Here is a 22,775-nt window from a genome sequence, read left to right as displayed (position 1 = left end):
ACGCGGATCGCGTGGGGCCCTGCCGAGAAGTACGCGCTGGCTACTTCTTCTTGGCCGCCGAGGTGCGCTTGGCCGGGGCCTTCGCGGCGGTCTTCTTCGCGGCGGTCGCCTTCGGCGCGGCCTTGGCGGCCGGCTTCGCGGCGGCCTTCGCCCGCGTGGTGGTGGCCTTCGCGGCGGTCTTCGGCGCGGCCTTGGTGGCAGCGGCCTTCGCCCGCGTGGTGGTGGCCTTCGCCGCCGTCTTCGGGGCCGCCTTGGTGGCGGTCGCCTTGGTGGCGGTGGCCTTCGCCCGCGTGGTGGTGCTGCGGGTCGAGGTCGGCCGGGTGGCGGCCGTGCGGGACGCGGCGGTGCGCGTCGTGGTGGCGCGGGTGCTGGTGGTCGCCCGGGCGGTGCTCGCGCTCGCGCGCTTCGCCGGGGTGGCCTTCGCCAGCTTCTTGGCGCCACTGATGACGTCCTTGAAGGTCGTGCCGGCGCGGAAGGCGGGCACGTTGGTCTTCTTGACGCGCACGGTCTCACCGGTGCGCGGGTTGCGCGCGGTGCGGGCGGCACGGGCGCGCTTCTCGAACACACCGAAGCCGGTGATGTTCACCTTCTCGCCCTTGTTGACCGTCCGGATGATGATGTCGACGAGGCCGTCGACGGCCTCCGATGCGACCTTCTTGTCGCCCAGGCGCTCCGACAGCGCCTCGATCAGCTGGGCCTTGTTGGCCATTCCAGTCCTCCAAGAAGAACTACTTCGTCCACGGCCACGTCGGCCGACTTGCGCACACGGTATTACTAATGCAGCACAAATTCCAAACGGCACGCGGAAATTTTCCTTGCGTCGGACGTGGTTCCGCCTCTTGAGGGACCCCCCGAGGGGCCCGCGAGGTGCCGTCTGGCGTGGTTTCGCAGTGTTCTCCCGACCCGGCCCCGGGGCACGAATTCCCTGCTCAGCAAGGGAATCCGCACCCCGGAGGCGGGTCAGGAGGCGGCGGCGGGGGTGGTCACCGGCTTCCAGGAAGGCCGATCGGCTTCGAACTTGTCGATCTCCCCGGCGTGGCGGAGGGTGAGAGCGATGTCATCGAGCCCCTCGAGCAACCGCCAGCGGGTGTAGTCGTCGATCTGGAAGGGCGCGACGAAGTCCTTCGCTCGCACGGTCTTGGTCTCGAGGTCGACCGTGACCTCCGTGCCGGGCTCGTTCTCCAGCAGCTTCCACAGCAGCTCGACGTCCGACTGCGCGCACTGCGCCGCCACCAGGCCCTGCTTGCCGGAGTTCCCGCGGAAGATGTCGGCGAAGCGGGCGGAGATGACGACCCGGAAGCCGTAGTCCATCAAGGCCCACACGGCGTGCTCGCGGGAGGATCCGGTGCCGAAGTCCGGCCCGGCGACCAGAACGCTGCCCTGGCGGAAGGGCTCGGAGTTGAGGACGAACTGCTCGTCCGAGCGCCAGGCGGCGAACAGGCCGTCCTCGAAGCCGGTCCGGCTGACGCGCTTCAGGTACACCGCCGGGATGATCTGGTCAGTGTCCACGTTGGACCTGCGCAGCGGCACGCCGACCCCGGTGTGCTGGGTGAACGGTTCCATCGATGTCTCCTTCGGGTCTCGGTGCGGACTCAGCGGCCGGCGGTGACGGGCAGGTCCTCCGGGGAGGACAACGTGCCCCGGACGGCGGTGGCGGCCGCGACGAGCGGCGACACCAGGTGCGTCCGGCCGCCCTTGCCCTGCCTGCCCTCGAAGTTGCGGTTCGACGTCGACGCGCTGCGCTCGCCCGGCTTGAGCTGGTCCGGGTTCATGCCGAGGCACATCGAACAGCCGGCCTGCCGCCATTCCGCGCCGGCCGCGGTGAAGATCTCGTCCAGGCCCTCGGCTTCGGCGGCCTGGCGCACGCGCATCGAACCGGGCACCACGAGCATCCGCACCGAATCGGCCACGTGGCGGCCCCGCAGCACCTCCGCGGCGGCCCGCAGGTCCTCGATCCGGCCGTTGGTGCAGGAGCCGAGGAAGACGGTGTCCACCGCGATCTCCCGCAGCGGCGTGCCCGGCTTGAGGTCCATATAGGACAGGGCCTTCTCTGCGGCGATGCGCTCGTTCTCGTCGCCGATCCGCTCCGGGTCCGGCACCTCGGCGCCCAGCGGCAGCCCCTGCCCGGGGTTGGTGCCCCAGGTGACGAACGGCGTCAGCTCGCTCGCGTCGAGCCGCACCTCGGCGTCGAACTCGGCGCCCTCGTCGGTGCGCAGCGCGCGCCAGTTCTCGACCGCGGCGTCCCAGTCGGCGCCCGCCGGCGCGTGCGGACGGCCCTTCAGATACGCGAACGTGGTCTCATCCGGAGCGATCAGTCCGGCGCGGGCGCCCGCCTCGATCGACATGTTGCACACGGTCATCCGCGCTTCCATCGACAGCGCCTCGATGGCCTTGCCGCGGTACTCCAGGACGTAGCCCTGCCCGCCGCCGGTGCCGATCTTCGCGATCACCGCGAGGATGATGTCCTTCGCGGTGACGCCGGGGCGCAGCTCGCCGTCGACCGTGATCGCCATCGTCTTGAATGGACGCAGCGGCAGCGTCTGCGTCGCCATGACGTGCTCGACCTCCGAAGTGCCGATGCCGAACGCCATCGCGCCGAACGCGCCGTGCGTGGAGGTGTGACTGTCACCGCACACCACGGTCATCCCGGGCTGGGTGAGCCCGAGCTGCGGGCCGATGACGTGCACGATGCCCTGCTCGGCGTCCCCCATCGGGTGCAGCCGGACCCCGAACTCCTTGCAGTTGCGGCGAAGGGTGTCGACCTGGGTGCGCGAGACCGGATCGGCGATCGGCAGCTCGATGTCGACGGTCGGGACGTTGTGGTCCTCGGTCGCGATGGTCAGGTCGGGACGGCGCAGTTGCCGCCCGGCCAGCCGGAGCCCGTCGAACGCCTGGGGGCTGGTCACTTCGTGCAGCAGGTGGAGGTCGATGTAGAGCAGGTCCGGCTCGGCGCCTTCGCCTCGGCGCACGAGGTGGCTTTCCCACACCTTTTCCGCCAGTGTGCGGGCCTTGCCGGTCGGGCTGGTCATCTTCGGCTCCTTCCACGGGAATCTCGCGAACGTGGAACCCGGGCAGCGGGCACCCGCGGTGAAAAGCCGCGAGCGGGCGCCGCGCGAGTTCGGTTTTCCCAGATTCTGGACTTCCCAAAGTGCGGGAAGATAGTATCGAGTTGTGGGACAGCATAGCGGTATCGGAGTACTGGACAAAGCTGTGGCCGTGCTGCAGGCCGTGGCCGAGGATCCCTGTGGCCTGGCCGAACTGTGTTCGCGGACGGGGCTTCCCCGCGCCACCGCGCACCGGCTCGCGGTCGGCCTCGAAGTGCATCGCCTGCTGCGCCGGGGGCCGGACGGGCGCTGGCGCCCCGGCACCGCGCTCGCCGAACTCGCGGGCGGTTCCACCGACCCGCTGCTCGACGCGGCGGGCGCGGTGCTGCCGAAGCTGCGCGACATCACCGGGGAAAGCGTGCAGTTGTACCGTCGTGACGGCGTTCAGCGCGTGTGCGTCTCGACCGCCGAGCCGCCGAGCGGACTGCGGGACACCGTCCCGATCGGTTCGCGGCTGCCGATGACGGCGGGCTCGGGCGCGAAGGTCCTTGCCGCGTGGTCGGATCCGCACACCCAGCGGACGATCCTCGCCGAGGCGGTATACGGCGAACGCACCCTGCTGGAGGTGCGGCGCCGCGGCTGGGCGCAGAGTGTCGCCGAGCGCGAGCCCGGTGTGGCGAGTGTCTCGGCGCCGGTGCGCGACTCCTCGGGCACGGTGATCGCCGCGGTCTCGGTGTCGGGCCCGATCGAGCGCATCGGCCGGAAGCCGGGCGCGCGCTGGGCGGCCGATCTGCTCGCCGCCGCGGACGCGCTGCAGGAACGCCTCTGACGTCACAGGAGCCCCAAACCGTCCATTGGGGACACCGGACACCGGGGACGAGGTGACTTTCCGTCCACGTCCGGTGACACGCCGGGGCCGCATGGGAGTGACCATCCACAGAGTCCGCCGCCGCGCAGTGTCCACGGTGTACTCCCCCGCTCCCGCCGCCCACCCCCTCGGCCGAACGCCCTCACCCGAACGGCCGCGCGGCCACCACTGACGGCAGCACCGCCCGGCCCGTCGCGAGTACCGGTACGCCCCCACCGGCGGAGCCTCGCCCGCGACCACTCCGTCCACAGTGGATGAGGCGGCCGCGTGCCCGGCGGGTTTACCCGGCCGCCGGGCCGGGTACGCGGCGAGGACCGGCCACGGCGGTCCCGGCGTGGCCCGGCGCCGAAACCGCTCGGGAGGTGCTCCGTGATCGAAGAAGCGAACCACGTCCCGGCCGAGAACCGTTCGGCCGGTGAACTGGTTTCCGACCTGACCGACGAAGTGAAACGACTCGTCCGCGACGAACTCCGGCTCGCCCGGTACGAACTGCGCGACAAGGGCAAGCACTTCGGGCTCGGCGCCGGTCTGTTCGGCGCGGCGGGCCTGCTCGGCGTGTTCGGCGCCGCGACGCTGGTCACCGCGGCGGTACTCGCGCTGGCACTCGTGCTGCCCGCCTGGTTGTCCGCGCTGCTCGTGGGCGCCGCCCTGCTCGTGGTGGCCGGGATCGCCGCGCTCGCCGGCCGCGAGCAGGTCGGCCGGGCGGCGCCGCCTGTGCCGGAGGAGACCCTCGGCTCGGTACGGGAGGACATCGACACCGTCAAACGAGGAGTGCGGTCATGACCGAGCGCGAGAAGTTCCCCGCCGACGCCGAAGAAGCCAGGGCCGATCGGGACGTCACCCGCGAAGAACTGACCGAGACGCTCGGCGCGCTGGCGGGCAAGCTCGACGTGAAAAACCGCGTGCGGGAGAACGTCGACGGCAGGCTGGACCAGGCCACCGCGCGGATCGCGTCGACGGTTTCGGTCCCGGCGGCCGAGAAGTTCCGCCGGGGTGCCGAGGCGGTGCGGAACCGTCCGCTGCCGGTCTTCGCCACGGCGTTCGCCGTGGTGTTCCTGATCCGGCTGCTCCTGCGGCGGCGGCGCCGCTGAGCGGCCGCTTCCGGCGCCGGGGTTTATCCCGGGCCCCGGGCGGTTAACCGGAGGACGTAGTCCGACCGGCAGCCGCCGGGGAGGGAGCGAGGTCATGCCCCAGCAGTCGTGGAACGCGAAACGCGAACGCCAGTACCAGCACATCAAGCAGTCCCAGGAGGAGCGCGGCACGGGCGAGGACCGCGCGGAGGAGATCGCCGCGCGCACGGTCAACAAGAACCGCGCCCGCTCCGGTGAGTCGCGTTCGGCGAGCCGGACGTCCACACAGGACAAGTCGCCGCAGCAGCGGGGCGGGCACCGCTCCGGCAAGCGCCTCGGCCCCGGCGGGCCGACCAAGGAACAGCTGTACAACGACGCCAAGAAGCGCAACATCCATGGCCGGTCGAAGATGACGAAGAAGCAGCTCCAGCAGGCACTCGGCCGCTGAGACGTACGCGATGAGCGAACCGGAGGAGTCCGACCAGCGAAGACTCGCCCGCAACCTCGGCGAACTGCTCCAGGAGGTACGCGTCGCGCAGGCGGGCGTCCAGGTGCTCTTCGGTTTCCTGCTGTCGCTGGCGTTCACCGAACGCTACGCCAGGACCGACGGGTTCCTGCACCACGTGCACGTGGTGACCGTGCTGCTCGCGGCTGGCGCGGTCGCGCTGCTGATCGCGCCGGCCGCGTGGCACCGGCTGCTGTTCCGGCGGGGGATGCGGGAGGTGATCGTGCGGTACACCTCCACGCTGGCGGTGCTGGGCCTCGTCCTGCTCGCCGCCGCGATGACCGGAACCGTGCTGATGATCGGCTACCTGGTCTTCGGCGGGGTCGCCGCCGCGGTGCTCAGCGCCGGCACCGCGCTGCTGTTCCTGCTGCTGTGGTTCGTCGTCCCGTTGTGGCTACGGTTCTTCCGGTGAGCTGCCGGCGTCCTCTGTGGACCCCGCGGGCTCAGTGACCGAGCCGGAACGACGCCTCGACACAGGTGCCCGCCGGGCCGGTGTACGTGCGGACCAGATCCGCGAGGTGGTGCACCAGCAGCAGGCCCCGGCCGCGCAGCTGTCCCGGTCCGGCGGGACGGCTGCCGGCGAGCGGATCGGCGAGGCGGCCGCTGTCGCGTACCTGGCACACCAGGTGTTCCCCGGCCGTGCCCAGCAGCACCCTGGCGGTCCCGCCGCCGTGTTCGATGCTGTTGCCGGCGAGTTCGGTAAGTGTCAGCGCGACGTCCTCGACGCGTTCCGCGCCGAGTCCGGCGCGCGCCGCCAGCCTGGCCGCCACGCGCCGCAGGGCGGGCAGCCCGATCGTCTCGACGGTGACGGCGGTGGCTCCCTCGGGCGGCGGCAACGGCCGGTTGCAGGCGGAGACGACGGCGTCGGGGTCGTACCGGTCGCTGACGTGCCGCCCGGTCGCGTCGACGACGAGCGGATGCGTGCGCAGCGCGTCGGTGAGCGTCTTCGGCGTGAGCGAACCCACGTGATAGGGGCACAGGATCGTCACCGTCCGCCCGGCGAAGGCGTGGTTGATCAACGCCTCGTGCCGCGCGCACGCCGGGTACTCGTGCACGGAACGGGCGGCCCAGACCGGCTCGCCGACGATCCGGACGTGCCCGCCGGGATGCCGGTCGGCGAAGGCGAGCAGCACGCCGGGAATGAGGTGTCCGGGATTGCGCCCGACCTCGGTCATGTCGAGCATGACCACCCGCCCGGCGTCGGCGCCGAGCGCGGCACGCAGGAGTGCCAGATTGTCCGGCGGCACCACGACCGCGACCGGGTCCGCGGCGTCGAGGGCGCCGGTGACGAACGGCAGCACGCCCGCCAGGTACTCCCGCTCGTCGCGGTAGAACAACGCCGGATGCGTGAACGGTTCCGGCCCGGCGGCGCCCGGGTGGGTGCCGGCCACGCCATGGGTTCCGGAAGAAGTTCTTCGCATCACCGGGTCTCATACCCCGGACGGCACGCGGGCAAACGGTGCCGGTCAGCGCCCGCCGAGGTACCGGCTCATCCGCTCGGCCTGACGCAGGCGGCTTTCCGTGGCAGCCACGGGTGTCGGCAGTCCCGCGCCGCGCCGATGGTGGACGACGTCGCCGACGAACCGCGCCACGGCCTCGGGCGAGGGCACCGTGTCGCCGCCCAGCCGGGACAGGACGATCGCCGATTCGGCGGGGCGGGTCTCGACCGAAACCACCCATCCCTGCCGTTCGCTCCAGACCAGCATCAGATCCCGGTCGGCGTACTCGGGCCGGCGGCTCGCGAGCGCCAGGTAGGCGGTCGCGGTGTCGGTGACTTCGCACGTGGTGCCGTCGGGAGCGACCCCGACCACGTCGGCGACCGCGCGCACATACCCCTTCAGCGCGCGAGCCAGCACCAGGGTTTCGTCGTCGGCTCCCGCTTCCGCGGCCTCGAACTCCGCGCGATGCCCCGCCGATTCCGGCAGGCCGAGCATGGCCAGCAGTTCGTGCCGGTCTCGCGCGTCGTGGGAATTGCCCGCCACGGCTCGCACGGCCCTGGCCCGCATCGTCTCCTCGGCCTGGGAGGCCTCGGCCCGTGCCCTGGCGAACTCACCGCGCGGAGGTCGGTCCGGTCCTGACGGGGACATGCGAACTCCGTTCCGGCCCCGGCAGCCCCGGGCCGGAACCGACCCTACCGCACAAACCAGCTCCACGGGGCCGTGCGCGACAGAGTATCTCCACTGTCCACACAGGACTGTCCGGGGACAGGCCGTGCCCGCCGGCGCTTCCGGCACCGGCGGACACGGACGGGATCAGTGCACCGCGCGGCGGTGCCAGATCCGCCGCGGTCCCGGCATCCCGATCCGGGCGATCAACGTGGTGAGCACCATGCCGATCACCAGCCACACCACCGCGGCGAGGCCCTCGTTGACGAGGGTGCGCAGCTTGGCGTCACCCGGGGTGAACAGGTCGCGCAGGCCGAGGGACACCGACCCGGACCAGCTGTCGACGAGCCGGGCGAACGTGTTGGCCGGGTTGGCGTCGCCGTAGACGAGCACGATGTGCAGGGCGAGAACCAGCGCGAACAGCACGCAGATCACCCGGATCACCGCGTTGAGGGCACGGATCATCCGCACCCGGGGGTGGACACGCTCCACGACTTCCTCACCGGCCGGGGAGAGGTGCTCAGGGGGTTCCGAATGCGTCATCGTCGACCTCCTTCCGCGCAGCCACCATCCACTGTGGACTTCACCTGGCCACGCTCGTGCCGGTGGGCTACCCCCGGCCGCGCGCGGCGAAACACGGGATGGCCTGATCATCTGGACGACGGGCCCGGAAGCGACTCGAACAATTGTTCCCGTGCCACCCGGGAACAATTCCGCTTTTCCGGATCCGCACCGCTCAGCGGTGCAGCACGAGCTCTCTTTCCCCGGCCCCGCGCTCCCCGGCACGGCGAATCGGGATACTCCCGAGCAGCAGCAGAATCCCGAGCGCGCCCAAGATCACGTGGCCGGCTGTCAGGCACAGCCCGCACAATCCGATCCACAGGGCGATCTTCATTGCGCCAGTGTAGGTCCGCGCGCGGGGAGGGGTCCGAAAACTTGGGAAAGACTTAGGGTTCTCGCGCCCCTAATTCGTTATTTCCCTGTGACCGTATCAGGAGAAACGGGGGACGGAAATCCGCGTGCAAGATCATTGTCCGGCCGGAACCCCCATTGTCCCGGCCGGACAAGGTCATCGCGGCACGTTCGCTTCGACGACCTTCGACGGCGTCAGCCGCACCACGACCCTGGGCCCCTGGGCGGGGTCGGGCTCCCACGGCTTTCCGGTGTAGGCCAGGCAGAGCTCGTTCATGAGCGCGGCCCCGCCCTCTTCGGTCATCGTGACGGTGCCCCGGATTTCGACATAGTGGTAGGGGTCTTCCGGGTCGTGGGCGAGCAGTGTCGCCCGGGGGTCGCGGGTCATGTCCCGCCATTTCTGCCTGCCCCGCACGGTCACCATGAGCAGGTCGTCGCCGTCGCGGCGGACCCAGATCATGCTCGAATGCGGAGTCCCGTCCTTACCCAGCGTGGTGAGGACCGAGAAGTACGGCGCCCGGAAGAACCGGGCACCCTCGTCGGACAGCCGGGCCGACGCCGAGATCTGCACTGCCATACGACCAGGAATACCAGCAGGGACACGCGCGGCGCCTCAGCTCGCCGGGGAGACCTCGCGGGCACGTTCCCGCAGCAGGAAACGCTGGATCTTCCCGCTCGGCGTCTTCGGCAGCTCGGTCACGTAGTGCACCTCGCGGGGATAGACGTGCGCGGCCAGCCGGGACTTCACGAGCCGCTTCAGCTCCTCGGTGAGCGCGTCACCGGATTCGGCGCCGTCCCGCACGACGACGTAGGCCACGACGACCTCGCCCCGCAACGCGTCCGGGGTGCCGATGACGGCGGCCTCGGCGACCGAAGGATGCTGTACCAGCGCGCTTTCCACCTCGAACGGGCCGATCCGGTAACCGGCCATGAGGATCACGTCGTCGTCGCGCGAGCCGAAGGTGAGATAGCCGTCGGCGCTCTTGGCCGCGACATCGCCGGTGTAGTACCACCGCCGGTCGGCGCTGAACCGTTCGGCGCTGCGCTCGGGCGCGTCGCGATACCCGTCGAACGGCATCAGCGGGCTACGCGCGAGGTCGACGGCGACCCGGCCGACCTCGCCGGGGCCGGCCAGCTCGTCGGACCCGGCCTTCAGCACCTCGACGGCGAATCCGGGCAGTGGACGGCCCATCGACCCGGGCCGTACCTCGGCGACGAGGTCCGGATGCCAGGCGTTGCCCACCATCATCCCGGTCTCGGTCTGTCCGTAGTGATCCCGCACGGGAACGCCGAAGGTTTCCCGCGCCCAGTCGATCACGTCCGGGGTCAGCGGTTCCCCTGCCGAGGAGAGGTGCCGCAACCGCAGCGCTTCCGGCACCTCGGCCCCGGAGTTGCGCAGCGCGCGGTAGACGGTCGGGCCCGCGGTGAAGTTGGTGACGCGGAAGCGCGTGAGCACCTGCCAGGTCAGCTCCGGGGAGAAACCCGCGTGCAGCAGCAGGCTGCGCCTGCCCATCGCCAGCGGCGCGCTGATCGCGAAGTACAGCCCGTACGCCCAGCCGGGGTCGGCGGCGTTCCAGAACACGTCCTCGGCGGTGTGGTCGAGCCCGAAGTGCTGGTAGGAGTGGAGTCCGGCGAGCCCGCGCACCGGGACCGGGACGGCTTTCGGCGTCCCGGTGGTGCCCGAGGTGAACAGCTCGATCAGCGTGCCCTCGCCGCCGACGGCGACCGGCTCCGGGACCGGCGAATCCTCGGCGAGCAGGTCCGCGAACGCCAGATCGCCACCGCCCGCCTCGCCGGTGGTGACGACCAGCCACCCGGCGTCGGCCGGGATGTCCGCGCCCGGCGCCAGTTTCGCCCGCTGCCCGGGGTCGACGACGATGGCCTTGGTGCCGTTCCCGGTGACGCGCAGGGCGATCGCGGGCGGGGCGAACGCGGTGAACAGCGGGACGTGGACCGCGCCGAGCCGCCAGATGCCCAGCAGCGCGACGACGAGCTCGGCGGACTTGCCCATCAGCGTGGCAACCCGGTCGCCCGCGCCGATCCCGCGCGCGGCCAGCGCGGCGGCGAACCGGCCCGACAACTCGTCCAGTTCGCCGAAGGTCAGGTCGCGGCTGGTGAGGTCCGCCTCGACGACGGTGAAGGCGATCGCGTCGGCCGGGTGGCGGCGGCACAGCAGGTCGAGGGCACAGGCGTCGGGGGCGCCGTACCCGGCCAGCAGGTCCAGCGCGGTCTGCTCCGGTGAGGTCATGGGTCACTCCGCCGAGGTCGTGGGCAACGTACCGGGGCCACGTTGCCGCAGGTGGTCGTACTATCAGGGGGTCCGTTACCCGCCGACTACCCCCGAACAGGGGTGATGCGCGCATGCCGACACCGGAGCCGGCCGACAGCGCCGAGGTCCGTCGCGCCCTCGGCACGGTGCGGACATCCGCGCGGCTTCCGCTCGCCTTCGGCGGGGTCGTCGTCGGTGGTTCCGAACTGCGGATGAGCGAACTCGTGGGCACCGCGACCAACTCGTTGCGCGGGCTCGTCGTGGCGCAGGGCCGCGGTCTCGGCGGTCAGGCGATCGCCGCGCGGCGCCCGGTGTCGGTCACCGACTACTACGCGAGCGACTCGATCAGTCACCACTTCGATCACGCGGTCCGCACCGAGGGCGTCCGCTCGGCCATCGCCGTGCCGGTGATCGTGCGCCGCTCGGTGCGCGCGGTGCTCTACGGCGCGGTCCGCGAGGCGGTGTGCTTCGGGGATCCCGCGATCGACGCGGTGGCGCAGGCCGCCCGCGATCTGGAACAGGAGCTGGCCGTCCGCGACGAGGTGGAACGCAGGCTCGCGCAGCTCACCGCGCCGTACCGGACGGCGGGCATGGCCGCGGACTCCGCGTCGGCCGAGCGGGAGACCATCCGGCGTGGCCACGCCGAACTGCGGTCACTCGGCCGCGAGATCACCGACGCGGCGCTGCGCGCGCGGATCGACGCCGTCACCGCGACCCTCGCGGGCGCGTCCCCGCTCCCGTCCCCGGACGGCCCGGCGCCGTCGTTGTCGGTGCGCGAACTCGACGTCCTGGCCTGTGTCGCCGCGGGCCAGAGCAACGCCGAGGCCGCCGCGACGCTGTCCATCGGCGCCGAGACGGTCAAAAGCTACCTGCGCAGCGCGATGTGCAAACTCGACTGCCACAGCAGGCTCCAGGCCGTCAACGCCGCCCGCCGCGCCGGCCTGCTCCCCTGACCGCGAACTCGCGTGATCAGAGAGGTAACTCGCGTGATCAGAAGGAGATCTCGCGTGATTGGACGCGGATCTCGTCTGATCACGCGAGATCGCCGTTCAATCACGCGAGTTCGCTCTTCGATCACGCGAGACCCCGCATCCGCTCACGAGGTCGCGGCGCGTTTGACGGTGTGGATGATCGGCGCGGACTCAAGGCGGTCGATGGCGTCGAGGCGGCCGACCCGTTCGGTGAGGTAGGTGTAGAGCGCTTCGACGTCGCGGCAGAGCACGGTGGCGACCAGGTTGCTCGATCCGGTGGTGGCCGCCACGAACGCGACTTCCGGTTGTCCCGCAAGGGATTCCGCCACTTCCACCAGCCGCGCGGGCCGCACCGAAAGCCACAGCACCGCCTGGACGGTGTACCCGAGATGCACCGACGCCATGTCGATGTCCCAGTACAGCACCCCGGCCCGGCGCAGCTGGCGGATCCGGCGGCGCACGGTCGCCTCGGCCCAGCCGGTGGCCGCGGCGAGATCGGCGTAGGACGTGCGGGCGTCGTGCCGCAGCAGGGCCAGCAAGGGCTCATCGGCCGCGACGTCGGCAACGGGCTCGGCGGCGGGATCCGGCGGCTCGGGGGTGAGGCGCTCGACCTGCTCCGGGGCCAGCGCCGCCGCGCACCCGTCCCAGCCGACCGGGCCGCCGACGAACGTCCGCAGCAGACAGTGCGCGGACACCGCGACGACCCGCGGTGTCCGGGGAAGTTCCCGCAGCAGCAAGGAATCCGGGGCCTGCGCGGAGCGGATCACGCAGACGATCTCCGTCCCGCCGGAGGTGAGCTGCACCCAGCGGGTGTCCTCGCGGCGGGCGAGTGCGTTCGCCACCTTCAGCGCCGCGTCGGGCGTGCAGCGCAGCCGGACGAACCACTCGACGAGGCCCAGCCGCCGGGCGTCGGTCATCCCGACCACGCGCAGCACACCGTCGGCGCGCAGCCTGCGGTAGCGGCGCGCGACGGTCTGCTGGGACGTCCCGAGTACCTCCGCGACGTGGTTGAACGCCGCCCTGCCGTCGAGGTACAGGGCGTGGACCAGCGCGCGATCGAGATCGTCCAGTGGCATATTCCGATCGTAGCTCCCCAAACTTGGAACTATCCGTCGCAGATCCGGCGCTGAGTGGATCGGAACGCCCGGGTCTTCCTACCTTCGCGGACATGACCAACCAGCACGTACTCGCCGCGCCCGGCGTGGCCCCGCCGCGTCGTGGCCGGTGGCTCGCCCTCGCGGCGCTCCTGCTCGCGGAGGCGATGAACCTGCTCGACGCCACCGTCGCGCAGGTCGCCTCCCCCGCCGTCCGCGCCGATCTGGCCGCCTCCGACGGTCAGCTGCAATGGGTGACCGCGGGCTACACGCTCCCGTTCGCGGTCCTGCTGATCACCGGCGGGCGGATCGGCGACATCCTCGGCCGCCGCCGCGCGTTCGTCGCCGGCACGGCCGCGTTCGTGCTGTGCTCCGCGTTGTGCGCGGCCGCCCCGGACATCGGGACCCTGCTCGCGACACGCGCGCTCCAGGGCGCGAGCGCCGCGTTGATCATCCCCCAGACGTTCGGGCTGATCCGCGCGATGTTCGACGGCGCCGAGCGCGCGAAGGCACTGGGCATGATCGGGCCGGTGATGGCGCTGGCTTCGGTGTGCGGCCCGGTCCTCGGCGGCGTGCTCACCGAGGCGGACGTCCTCGGCCTCGGCTGGCGCGCGGTGTTCCTGCTCAACGTGCCGCTGGGCCTGCTCGTGCTGCTGGCCGCCCCGCTCGTGGCCGACGACCGCTCCCCCGCGCGGCCGCGGCTCGACGTCGCGGGCACGGTGCTCGTGGCGGCGGCGACCGGGCTGATGATCTTCCCGCTGGTGCAGGGCAACGACGTCGGCTGGGCGGCGTGGACCTGGCTGTGCCTGCTGGCGGGTGCCGCGCTGTTCGCGGCGTTCGGGTGGCACCAGCGGAGCAAGTCCCGTCGCGGCGCGAGTCCGCTGGTCGAACCGGGTCTGTTCCGCGACCGGGTGTTCCCCGCGTCGCTGGTGTCCGTGCTGCTGTTCTTCGCGGTGACGAACGGCCTGATGTTCGTCCTCGTCCTCTTCCTCCAGCTCGGCGGCCGGACCGGCGCGCTCGGCGCGGGGCTGGGGATGCTCCCGTGGTCGCTGGGCCTCGCGATCGGCTCGTGGTGCGCCGGCCGCTACCTCGTCCCCCGCTTCGGCGCGCCGGTGATGCGGGTGGCCGTGTGCGTACTGGCCGCCGGGCTGGCCGGCACCGCGATGCTGATCGACGCGCCGTGGCCCGCGCTGATGTGGCCGCTGCTGGTGTCCGGGACCGGGCTCGGGATGTTCACCGTGCCGTTCTTCGGCACCGCACTGTCCCGTGTGGACCATCACGAGACCGGGTCCGCATCCGGTCTGCTCAATGCCGCCCAGCAGTTCGGCGCCACGGCCGGTGTCGCGGTGCTGGGCGCGGCGTTCTTCCACCTCGGCGGTTCCGGCGGGACGCGGCTGGCACTGGGGATCTCGCTCGGGCTGCTCGTGTTCGTCCTCGCGCTGACCCGCCCGATCCTGCGCTCCCGCTGAGGACTCCGCGAGGTCCGTGAATGCCACATTGAGGGACTCTGAGTCCCTCAATGTGGCATTCACGGACAGCACGAAAAAGGCGTCGAATGCGGCCATTAAGTGGCCTATTTGGCCGGAAGACTGCTCCGCATGACCGCACCACAACCCTTCCGGATCGACGTCGACCAGGCCGACCTCGACGAGCTCACCGACCGGCTCGCGCGCACCCGCTGGCCCGGCGAGCTCCCCGGTGTCGGCTGGTCGTACGGGGTGAACGAGGACTACCTGCGAGACCTCGTCGGCTACTGGCGCACCGGCTACGACTGGCGCCGCCACGAAGCGCGACTCAACGCCGTCCCCCAGTTCACCACCGAGATCGACGGGCAGCACGTCCACTTCCTGCATGTCCGCTCGCCCGAGCCGGACGCGACGCCGCTGCTCATCACGCACGGCTGGCCGAGCACGGTGTACGAGTTCCTCGACATCCTCGGGCCGCTGACCAACCCGCGCGAGTTCGGCGGAGACCCGGCCGACGCCTTCCACGTCGTCGCGCCGTCCGTCCCCGGCTTCGCGTTTTCCGGTCCTACCAAGGAAACCGGCTGGGGTGTCAGCCGCATCGCCCGCACCTGGCTCGACCTGATGCGCCGGCTCGGCTACGAGCGGTTCGGCGCGCAGGGTGGCGACTTCGGCAGCATCGTGTCCCCGGCGATGGGCCGGATCGCCCCGGACCGCGTCCTCGGCGTGCACGTCAACGCGCTCGCCGACGCGTCGGTGTCCACCGATCCGGACGACCTCGCGATGCTGTCCGACGCCGACCGGGAACTGGCCGAGCACCAGAGCACACTGTGGGCACAGCACTCCGGCTACGCGACGCAGATGTCGACGAGGCCGCAAACCCTGGCGTACGCGCTGAACGACTCGCCCGCCGGGCAGCTCGCGTGGAACCTGGAATGGTTCGTGGACTGGGATCCCGGCCGGACCGGGCAGACCCCGGTCGACCGCGACGCGATCCTCACCGACGTCTCGATCTTCTGGCTGACGGGGACCACCGGTTCCGCCGCGCGGTTGTACCTCGAAGGCGGGCAGGAGGCCTGGGGCGTGCGTCCGCGGCCTTCGCCGGTGCCGACCGGGGTCGCGAACTTCCTCGGTGACGGCGCGATCCGCGGGCTCGCCGAACTGTCGAACACCATCACGCACTGGACGCGGTACGACACCGGTGGCCACTTCGCGTCCCTCCAGGCCCCGGACCTCCTGGTCTCCGACATCCGCGCCTTCTTCCGCACCGTGCGCTGAGATCCGCCGCCCCAAGTCCGTGAAGGACTCCTTCACCGCGCTCAGCGCGGTGAAGGAGTCCTTCACGGACCGCCGCGGCACGACCGGAGAGATGCGTCACCAGGGCGTCAGTGCGCTGTGGTGATCGGCCGAAAGCGCGTTAAGAGGCCGTAGACGCGCGGCGAAGCGGGACGGCGTGACCGCAGCCTGGGGCCGTGACCACCACTCTCCGCCCCGCCCCCGCGACGGGCCGCAAGAACGACGCAGAGCGGCATCGCCTGTCCGTGATCGGCGGGCTCGCCGCGCTTTCCCTCGACGCCATGGCATCCGTGGCCTACGGACCCGAGGCGATCGTGCTCGTGCTGGCCGTCGCGGGCGGCACCGGGCTCGGGTTCACCCTGCCGGTCACGCTGGCCATCGCGGTGCTGCTGGCCGTGCTGACGTTGTCCTACCGGCAGGTCATCGCGGCGTTCCCCAACGGCGGCGGCGCGTACGGCGTCAGCCGGACCTACCTGGGCAGGCGGGCATCGCTGGTCGCGGCCGCCTCGCTGATCGTCGACTACGTCCTCAACGTCGCGGTCTCGGTCGCCGCCGGGGTCGCGGCGCTGACGTCGGCGTTCCCGCAGCTGCTGCCCTACACGGTGTGGCTGTGCCTTGCCGTGCTGGCGCTGGTGACCGGCATCAACCTGCGCGGCATCGCGAACAGCGCGCGGGCGTTCGTGCTCCCGACCGCGATCTACGTCGGCGCGATCCTGGTGGTCGTGGTGGCCGGCCTGATCCGCGCCGAACCGGCGGCCGTGCTCACCACCGGACACGCCCATACCCTCGAATCGGTCGGCATCCTGTTGCTGCTCAAGGCTTTCGCGAACGGCTGCTCGGCGCTGACCGGGGTCGAGGCGATCGCGAACGCCGTCCCGTCCTTCCGCAGGCCGAGGGTGAAGCGCGCGCAGGCGGCCGAGGTCGCGCTCGGCGCGCTGCTCGCGGTGATGCTGATCGGCATCGCGGTGCTGATCCAGAAGTTCGCCATCCAGCCGGTCGACGGCGTGACCGTGCTCTCGCAGGTGACCAGTGCCGCGCTGGGCAACGGCTTCGGCTTCTACGTCGTCCAGTTCTCCACGGTCGTGCTGCTCGCGCTCGCGGCGAACACCTCGTTCGGCGGACTGCCCGTGCTGGCGCAACTGCTGGCCGAGCACAACAACCTGCCGCACGTGTTCGCGCTGCGCGCCGAGCGCCAGGTGCACCGCTACGGGATCGGGTTCCTCGCGATCACCTCGGCGTCGCTGCTGCTCGTCTCCGGCGGCCAGATGAACACCCTCGTGCCGCTGTTCGCGATCGGTGTGTTCGTCGGGTTCACGTTGTCGCAGATCGGGATGGTCCGGCACTGGCGCCGGACCCGGCCGCCCGGCTGGCACGGGAAGGCGTTCGTCAACGGATTCGGCGCCGTGCTCACCGCGATCGCGGCGGTCGTCGTCACGGCCACGAAGTTCGGTGAGGGCGGCTGGCTGATCGTCGTCGCGCTGCCGGTGCTCGTGCTGCTCATGGAGTGGGTGCACCGGACCTACCGCCGCATCGGGGAAAGCCTCGAACTCGGCCGGACCCCGGCGCCGCCGCGCCCGCACCGCGCGCGGGTGATCGTGCCCGTCCATTCGGTGACCCGGCTGACCCGCGACGCGCTGGCCGCCGCGCTTTCGCTGGGCGACCGCGTCGAAGCCGTCACGGTGACCCATCCCGGCGAGGAGGCGGCGGCGAAGAAGTTCGTCGAGGACTGGGACCGCTGGCATCCGGACGTCCCGCTCGTGCAGCTCTACGACGAACGCCGACGGCTCGGTGAGCCGCTGGTCGAGTACCTGCGCGGGATCGGCGACTGCCACGCGTTCGTGCTCATCGCCGAGGTCGAGCCGGAACACCTGTGGCAGCGGGTGCTGCAGAACCAGCGCGGCGCCGTGCTTTCCCGCGCGCTGCGACGGCATTCCGACGCCGTGGTGTGCCGGATGCGCTTCCGGCTGAGCCCGCACGTGTGCATCGACGAGAACTAGCACCGCCCGACCTCGGCCCGCCGTGTATAGTCGCTTCCGACTAATAGGGAGCGACTAACTCATCATGGCCACCCGCAAGATCCGGAACACCCTGGCGCTCGCCCTGCTCGGCCTGCTGCTGGAAAAACCGATGCACCCCTACGAAATGGCGTCCACGCTGCGGGAACGCAGCAAGGACACCAGTTTCAAGATCACCACGGGCACCCTGTACGACACCGTCGAAGCACTGGCCCGGCACGGGTGGATCGAACCGGTGGAGACCGTGCGCGAGGGCAACCGCCCCGAGCGCACGGTCTACGCGCACACCGAGCTGGGCCGCGAGGAGTTCGTGCGCTGGCTCGACGAGCTGATCCGCGAACCGGTCGCCGAGTACCCGAAGTTCGTCGCCGCGGTGTCCTACCTCGGCGCCCTCGGCCCCGAACGCGCCGCCGACGCGCTCGAAGAACGCGCGCGACACCTCACCGAGCGCATCGACGGCACGGACACGGCACTGCACGAGACGACCGGGGCCGGGATGCCCCGGCTGTTCATGATCGAGGCCGAGTACATCGCGCACGTGCTACGCGCCGAGCTGGACTGGACGCGGCGCACGATCGCCGAGATCCGCGACGGTTCGCTGCCCTGGCCAGGAAACCATTGACACACAGGGGGATTCACATGTCCGGAAGTCCACTTGAGACCGAAGTACTGATCGCGGGCGCCGGTCCGGCCGGGCTGATGCTCGCCGTCGAACTCCGGCTGGCCGGGGTCGCCACCACGATCGTCGAACGTCATCCCGAGCGGCCGGGCTACTGCCGGGGGTTCAATCTCAACGCCCGTTCGCTCGACCTGCTGGCCCGGCGCGGCCTCGCCGACGCGCTCATCGCCGAAGGCCATCGGGTCCCCAACGCGGCGGTGGGCGGGATCGACACCACGCTTCTGCTCGCCGGGACCGCGACCGATCACCCGTTCACCCTCGGCATCCCGCAGTCCCGGGTCGAGGAGTACCTGGAGGAACACGCCGTCGAATTGGGCGCGGAACTGCTGCGCGGGCACGAACTGCGCGTGTTCACCCAGGACGGCACCGGCGTCACCGCGACCGTCCACACCGGACACGGCGAGCGGGAGATCCGCGCGCGGTTCCTGGCGGGCTGCGACGGCGGCCGCAGCGTCGTGCGCAAGCAGGCCGGGATCGCCTTCCCTGGCACCGCCGCCACGATGTACGCGCTGCTCGGCGACGTCGAGGTGGATCTCGACGAGCTGCCGCTGGGCGTCACGCACGGGCCGGACGGCGGCAGCGTGTTCGTCATCCCGCGCCCCGGCCACGTGCGGATCGTGACCAGGGACGGGAACCCGCCCGCGGACAAGGACACCCCGGTCACCCTGGAGATCCTGCAGGACCAGGTCGACGCCGCGCTCGGGCGGCACGTCGAGCTGCGGGCGCCACGATGGATGACGCGGTTCGGCGACGCCGCGCGGCTGGCGGAGCGCTACCGGGAGGGGCGGGTGCTGCTGGCCGGGGACGCCGCGCACATCCATCCGCCCGCCGGCGCGATCGGCGTCAACGTGGCGCTGGACGACGCGGTGAACCTCGGCTGGAAACTGGCCGCGACGGTGCGCGGCACGGCGCCCGCACACCTGCTCGACACCTACCACACCGAGCGGCACGCGGCGGGTGCGCGGATCCTCGCAAACACCCGCGCGCAGGTCCTGCTGGGTGAGCTGAGCGAGGCCGACGACCCGGTGAAGAACCTGCTGGCCAGGATCGCCCGCCACCCGGCGGGAAACCGCGCGCTCACCGAGGTCGTCGTGGGTCTCGACGCGCGGTACGAGACGGTGGTCGCCGGCGAGCACCCCTGGCTGGGCCGCCTCGCCCCCGACGTCCCGCTCACCACGTCCACCGGCGAAACCCGCCTGGCCACGCTGTTGCACCGGGCCCGCCCGGTCCTGCTTGACCTGACCCCGGACCACGTCTTCGCGTCCCATTCGTCCACAGTGGACACCGTGGCCGCGAGCTGCCCGGCCGAGCCGGACCTGCGCGCCGCCCTGCTCCGCCCCGACGGCCACACCGCCTGGCTCAGCACCACCCCCGACGTCGACTCCACCCTGGCCATGGCCCTCACCACCTGGGCCCCCGCCTGATCACGCGAGTTCGCCCTTCAATCACGCGACTTACGCGCTCAATCACGCGAGTTCGCCACTCAATCACGGGTGGCCCCGAAATCAGAGGAGGTGGGCCAGGCCGTCGAGCTGGAGTTTGAGGCCGAGTTCGAAGATCTCGTCGAGGCCGTCCAGCTCGACGTCCAGCATCCCGCCGGACAGCGTGGGATAGCGGCCGGAGGCAAGGAGTTCCTCCAGCAGGCCCATGTCCGATTCGAGCCGCTGGGCACTGCTGATCCCGGTGTCCTGTTCGGACTCGACCTCGAACGCGTTGGTGGCCGCGAGCCCGCCGATGTACCCGTTCATCGTGACGACGACGTGCACCCGCATCCGCCGGTCCAGCGCGGTGTCCGAGAACGCGCGCAGCAGCCAGTCGAGATTCCTGACGCCGCTGGTGATCACCGGCGGCCGCACGAGCGAGTTGAGCAGGATCGGCGCGAGCCACGGGTGCCGCCGGTAGGCCCGCCACTGCACCCGCGCGCCGAGTTCCAGCCGGGTCCGCCAGTGCCGCGGTCCCGGTTCCGGCAGTTCCTCGGCACCGAACGCGGTGTCGGCCATCAGCCGCAGCAGCTCGTCCTTGTCCGGCACGTACCGGTAGAGCGACATCGGCCCGACGCCGAGTTCCGCGGCGAGCCTGCGCATCGACAGCGCCGCCCTGCCCTCGGTGTCGGCCAGCCGGATCGCCACCGCCACCAGCCGTTCGCGGCTCAGCGCCAGCCCGGCCGGTTCGTCCCGGCGTCTCGCGGTGCCACGCCGGTCGGTCACCACCGACCCGCTGCCGGGCACGGTGCGGATCCAGCCTTCCTGACTCAGCGCGGAAAGCGCCTTCGACGCGGTGGCCATCGCGACACCCCACTCCCGCACCAACGCCCGCGTCGAGGGCACCCGCTCCCCCACCCGCAGCTCGCCGTCGGTGATCCGCCGCTGAAGATCCGCCACGATTCGCTGATACGGCGCCGTCATCCTGCCCCTCCCCAATCTGCACTAGTGCACTAGTACGGATTACTCACCGCCGGCCCCGGCCTGGCTAGTACGGTTTCAGGGTACGCCCTGAGATTTCCCCTGCCCACTTGCTGCTCCTTATTCCCCGTCGCTAGCTTTGCGATCAGCGCGTACAGCGTATCGCAGCAGCGAACAACAGGGGGTCCCCATGACTGTCACCCAGGAACCGGCCACCCGGCCGAAGCCGAAGAAGCCGCTCTGGCAGCGGCCGTGGATGGTGCCGCTCGGCTTCGTCGTGGTCGTCTTCCTCGTCTATTCACTGCCGCCCTACCTCGGCCTTGACGTGGCGCAGTCGCGCGTGCCACCGCCGCCGGGACTCGGCTGGTACTACCCGATGCTGGTGGCCCACATCGGGTTCGCGTCGATCGCGATGGTGACCTGCGCGCTGCAGATCTGGCCGTGGCTGCGGCAGAAGCATCCGGTGGCGCACCGCAGGATCGGCCGGATCTACGTCTTCGGCGGCGTGCTCCCGGCGGGCGTCGCGGCGGTGATCATCGCGAGTGCCGCCCCGGTCGGGCCGGTGGCCGCGGTCAGTAACACGATGTTCGCCCTGCTGTGGCTGCTCTTCACGGCCCAGGGCTACCGCGCGGCCCGAGCGCGGCGCTTCGGCGATCACCGGCGCTGGATGATCCGCAGCTTCGCGCTGACCATGTCGATCATCACCAACCGGATCTGGGCGCCGATCTGGGGCATGGTGCTCGCGCCCCAGCTACAGACGACCTTCGGCGGCAGCGAAGCCGCCCTCGGCTTCGCCATCGCCGGGATCTCGACCTGGATCGGCTGGGTGCTCCCGCTGCTCATCGCGCAGTTCTGGCTGGATCGCGGCAAGGGCCGCAAGCGCACGCGCACCCCTGCCGCGCAGTGACTACAGCGTCGAGATCTTGCCCTTGTGCAGTTCCTTGATCACGTTCCGCGGCTTCTTGGCGACGTACTTCGCGGAGCCGGATTCGTAGACCAGGTAGGCGTATCCGCCGTACGCGGCGATGCCCTCGGCCATGCTCGGCGCGCGGAAGCACCGGGGCGAGCCCTTGTCGAGGTCGCGGGCACCGCCGTTCACCACGTAGATATTGCTGCGATTGTCGTTGCCGTACGAGGTGCTGTAGACGAAATGGTCCTTGGTCACCATCAGGCCCTGGGTCTTCGTCGGCACCTCGTACGCACCGGCCTGGGTGGCCAGCGAGCCGTCCTCCGCGACGGTGTACCGGTACATTTTGTCCCGGCCCTTGTCGTTGAACCGGCCCGCGTAGAGATCGTTCCCGTAGCCGGAGAGGAACGACGCGCCGTACACCTTGCGCGCCTCGCCCACCTGCTTCAGATACGGGACGCCGCCTGCCTTCATCGCGGTCTTCAGCTCGGACAGCCGGTACTTGCGGATCGAGTTGCCCGCGCCCTGCACGAACGCCCAGCCGCGGACCACGGCGATCCCGCCGACGTGCGATTCGGCGATGGCGACGGTGCCGACGTGCTTGCGGCTCTTCGGATCGATCCCGACGATGTGCGCGTTCTTCCCGTCCTGGTACGCGGTCACCAGCAGCAGGTCGTTCGCGCCGTCCCAGTTCTGCCACGCCGCGATCCCCTGCGGGGTGTGCGTGTCCAGGCCCGGCACGGCGGGCCCGCTGCCGAACCGCTTGTCGTAGGCGTAGGACGCCGACGGCCCGTGGTAGAACGGCCCGTTCTTGCCGCTGGACTTGGCGTCGCAGGTGATCGCCGCCGCATCCATCTCGGGCTCGGCGGCCACCGCGACCGTCGTCGTGGTGAGCGCCACCGCCCCGCTCAGCGCGGCGATCACGGCGTTGCGCAGTGAGGTCCTCATCCCCGCTCCCCTCAGTCGTGCGTCCCGGCGAGGATTTCCCCCTCCCCGCCGGTTCCCGCAAGGTACCAACGGCCGCCGCGTGCCGCCGGGCGTTCGGCGGGAAAATCCCTCGATCGCGGACAGCTCCGGTCCGCTATGCGCGGGATTTCCGGTGACCGGCTGACTGCATCCGAATGGCCTATGGCAGATCTTCACCTATTGGTCTATACCAATTGAAAGCGTTCCCC

At 71.0% G+C, this 22,775-nt stretch carries 24 protein-coding genes; 12 read left to right on the top strand and 12 right to left on the bottom strand.

Going from position 1 to position 22,775, the window contains the following annotated elements:
• Positions 1-40: 40 nt before the first annotated feature.
• The 3 genes from ABD987_RS08800 to leuC form a co-directional block, all read right to left on the bottom strand.
• Positions 41-709: an HU family DNA-binding protein gene (locus ABD987_RS08800; RefSeq protein WP_345388989.1), complete on the bottom strand. Its 669-nt coding sequence runs from the start codon at positions 707-709 to the stop codon at positions 41-43.
• Between the two features lie 251 nt (positions 710-960).
• Positions 961-1,563 (bottom strand): 3-isopropylmalate dehydratase small subunit, encoded by a 603-nt coding sequence (leuD, locus tag ABD987_RS08795; RefSeq protein WP_345388987.1) that lies wholly within the window; start codon positions 1,561-1,563, stop codon positions 961-963.
• Positions 1,564-1,592: 29 nt separating this feature from the next.
• Positions 1,593-3,029: a 3-isopropylmalate dehydratase large subunit gene (gene leuC / locus ABD987_RS08790; RefSeq protein ID WP_345388985.1), complete on the bottom strand. Its 1,437-nt coding sequence runs from the start codon at positions 3,027-3,029 to the stop codon at positions 1,593-1,595.
• 142 nt (positions 3,030-3,171) lie between these two features.
• Here leuC and ABD987_RS08785 point away from each other — a divergent pair, with 142 nt between their 5' ends.
• The 5 genes from ABD987_RS08785 to ABD987_RS08765 all read left to right on the top strand — a co-directional run bounded on the left by ABD987_RS08785 (position 3,172) and on the right by ABD987_RS08765 (position 5,899).
• Positions 3,172-3,873, top strand: coding sequence for an IclR family transcriptional regulator (locus tag ABD987_RS08785; RefSeq protein WP_345388982.1), 702 nt, complete (start codon positions 3,172-3,174; stop codon positions 3,871-3,873).
• Positions 3,874-4,281: 408 nt separating this feature from the next.
• On the top strand, positions 4,282-4,695 hold the full coding sequence (locus ABD987_RS08780; protein ID WP_345388980.1) for a phage holin family protein: 414 nt from the start codon (positions 4,282-4,284) through the stop codon (positions 4,693-4,695).
• A complete protein-coding gene (locus ABD987_RS08775; RefSeq protein WP_345388978.1) occupies positions 4,692-5,003 on the top strand; it encodes a DUF3618 domain-containing protein in 312 nt (103 codons plus the stop codon). The genes ABD987_RS08780 and ABD987_RS08775 overlap by 4 nt, the downstream gene beginning before the upstream one ends.
• 94 nt (positions 5,004-5,097) lie before the next feature.
• Positions 5,098-5,430 (top strand): plasmid stabilization protein, encoded by a 333-nt coding sequence (locus ABD987_RS08770; protein WP_345388976.1) that lies wholly within the window; start codon positions 5,098-5,100, stop codon positions 5,428-5,430.
• A gap of 10 nt (positions 5,431-5,440) precedes the next feature.
• Positions 5,441-5,899, top strand: a complete 459-nt coding sequence (locus ABD987_RS08765) for a DUF6328 family protein (RefSeq protein WP_345388974.1) — start codon at positions 5,441-5,443, stop codon at positions 5,897-5,899.
• Between the two features lie 31 nt (positions 5,900-5,930).
• Here the strand turns inward: ABD987_RS08765 and ABD987_RS08760 are convergent, their stop codons facing one another.
• From ABD987_RS08760 to ABD987_RS08735, 6 genes are all read right to left on the bottom strand, one after another.
• Positions 5,931-6,878, bottom strand: coding sequence for an anti-sigma factor RsbA family regulatory protein (locus ABD987_RS08760; RefSeq protein ID WP_345388972.1), 948 nt, complete (start codon positions 6,876-6,878; stop codon positions 5,931-5,933).
• Between the two features lie 75 nt (positions 6,879-6,953).
• Positions 6,954-7,574 (bottom strand): DUF6292 family protein, encoded by a 621-nt coding sequence (locus tag ABD987_RS08755; RefSeq protein WP_345388970.1) that lies wholly within the window; start codon positions 7,572-7,574, stop codon positions 6,954-6,956.
• A gap of 165 nt (positions 7,575-7,739) precedes the next feature.
• Positions 7,740-8,135, bottom strand: coding sequence for a hypothetical protein (locus ABD987_RS08750; RefSeq protein ID WP_345388968.1), 396 nt, complete (start codon positions 8,133-8,135; stop codon positions 7,740-7,742).
• Positions 8,136-8,328: 193 nt separating this feature from the next.
• Complete coding sequence (locus ABD987_RS08745) at positions 8,329-8,487, bottom strand: hypothetical protein (protein ID WP_345388966.1); 159 nt, start codon at positions 8,485-8,487, stop codon at positions 8,329-8,331.
• A 174-nt stretch (positions 8,488-8,661) separates the two neighbouring features.
• The gene (locus ABD987_RS08740; protein WP_345388964.1) at positions 8,662-9,081 is read right to left on the bottom strand and encodes a PPOX class F420-dependent oxidoreductase; all 420 of its coding nucleotides are present in this window, start codon (positions 9,079-9,081) and stop codon (positions 8,662-8,664) included.
• Positions 9,082-9,117: 36 nt separating this feature from the next.
• Positions 9,118-10,752: an AMP-binding protein gene (locus ABD987_RS08735; RefSeq protein ID WP_345388962.1), complete on the bottom strand. Its 1,635-nt coding sequence runs from the start codon at positions 10,750-10,752 to the stop codon at positions 9,118-9,120.
• Between the two features lie 113 nt (positions 10,753-10,865).
• Between ABD987_RS08735 and ABD987_RS08730 the strand changes: the two genes are divergently transcribed.
• Positions 10,866-11,726: a LuxR C-terminal-related transcriptional regulator gene (locus ABD987_RS08730; RefSeq protein ID WP_345388960.1), complete on the top strand. Its 861-nt coding sequence runs from the start codon at positions 10,866-10,868 to the stop codon at positions 11,724-11,726.
• A gap of 143 nt (positions 11,727-11,869) precedes the next feature.
• On the opposite strand, the gene ABD987_RS08725 is transcribed toward ABD987_RS08730, so the two are convergent.
• Positions 11,870-12,820: an Lrp/AsnC family transcriptional regulator gene (locus ABD987_RS08725; protein WP_345388958.1), complete on the bottom strand. Its 951-nt coding sequence runs from the start codon at positions 12,818-12,820 to the stop codon at positions 11,870-11,872.
• Between the two features lie 92 nt (positions 12,821-12,912).
• Between ABD987_RS08725 and ABD987_RS08720 the strand changes: the two genes are divergently transcribed.
• The 5 genes from ABD987_RS08720 (at position 12,913) to ABD987_RS08700 (ending at position 19,715) form a co-directional block, all read left to right on the top strand.
• Positions 12,913-14,307 (top strand): MFS transporter, encoded by a 1,395-nt coding sequence (locus tag ABD987_RS08720; protein ID WP_345388956.1) that lies wholly within the window; start codon positions 12,913-12,915, stop codon positions 14,305-14,307.
• Positions 14,308-14,436: 129 nt separating this feature from the next.
• The gene (locus ABD987_RS08715) at positions 14,437-15,579 is read left to right on the top strand and encodes an epoxide hydrolase family protein (RefSeq protein ID WP_345388954.1); all 1,143 of its coding nucleotides are present in this window, start codon (positions 14,437-14,439) and stop codon (positions 15,577-15,579) included.
• A gap of 194 nt (positions 15,580-15,773) precedes the next feature.
• Positions 15,774-17,594: an APC family permease gene (locus ABD987_RS08710; protein WP_345388952.1), complete on the top strand. Its 1,821-nt coding sequence runs from the start codon at positions 15,774-15,776 to the stop codon at positions 17,592-17,594.
• A gap of 64 nt (positions 17,595-17,658) precedes the next feature.
• Complete coding sequence (locus ABD987_RS08705; protein ID WP_345388950.1) at positions 17,659-18,234, top strand: PadR family transcriptional regulator; 576 nt, start codon at positions 17,659-17,661, stop codon at positions 18,232-18,234.
• Between the two features lie 17 nt (positions 18,235-18,251).
• On the top strand, positions 18,252-19,715 hold the full coding sequence (locus ABD987_RS08700) for an FAD-dependent monooxygenase (protein WP_345388948.1): 1,464 nt from the start codon (positions 18,252-18,254) through the stop codon (positions 19,713-19,715).
• A gap of 81 nt (positions 19,716-19,796) precedes the next feature.
• Here the strand turns inward: ABD987_RS08700 and ABD987_RS08695 are convergent, their stop codons facing one another.
• Entirely contained in the window at positions 19,797-20,696 is a 900-nt protein-coding gene (locus tag ABD987_RS08695; RefSeq protein WP_345388946.1) for a GntR family transcriptional regulator, read from the bottom strand.
• A gap of 187 nt (positions 20,697-20,883) precedes the next feature.
• Between ABD987_RS08695 and ABD987_RS08690 the strand changes: the two genes are divergently transcribed.
• A complete protein-coding gene (locus ABD987_RS08690) occupies positions 20,884-21,600 on the top strand; it encodes a DUF2306 domain-containing protein (RefSeq protein ID WP_345388944.1) in 717 nt (238 codons plus the stop codon).
• On the opposite strand, the gene ABD987_RS08685 is transcribed toward ABD987_RS08690, so the two are convergent.
• Complete coding sequence (locus ABD987_RS08685; RefSeq protein WP_345388942.1) at positions 21,601-22,548, bottom strand: hypothetical protein; 948 nt, start codon at positions 22,546-22,548, stop codon at positions 21,601-21,603.
• Positions 22,549-22,775 lie beyond the last annotated feature (227 nt).

Origin of the sequence: Amycolatopsis samaneae (genome assembly GCF_039541975.1) — a bacterium.
GTDB classification, from domain to species: Bacteria; Actinomycetota; Actinomycetes; order Mycobacteriales; family Pseudonocardiaceae; genus Amycolatopsis; species Amycolatopsis samaneae.
Note: the sequence above shows the minus strand (reverse complement) of the source record. Positions and strands in the feature narration are given on the sequence as shown.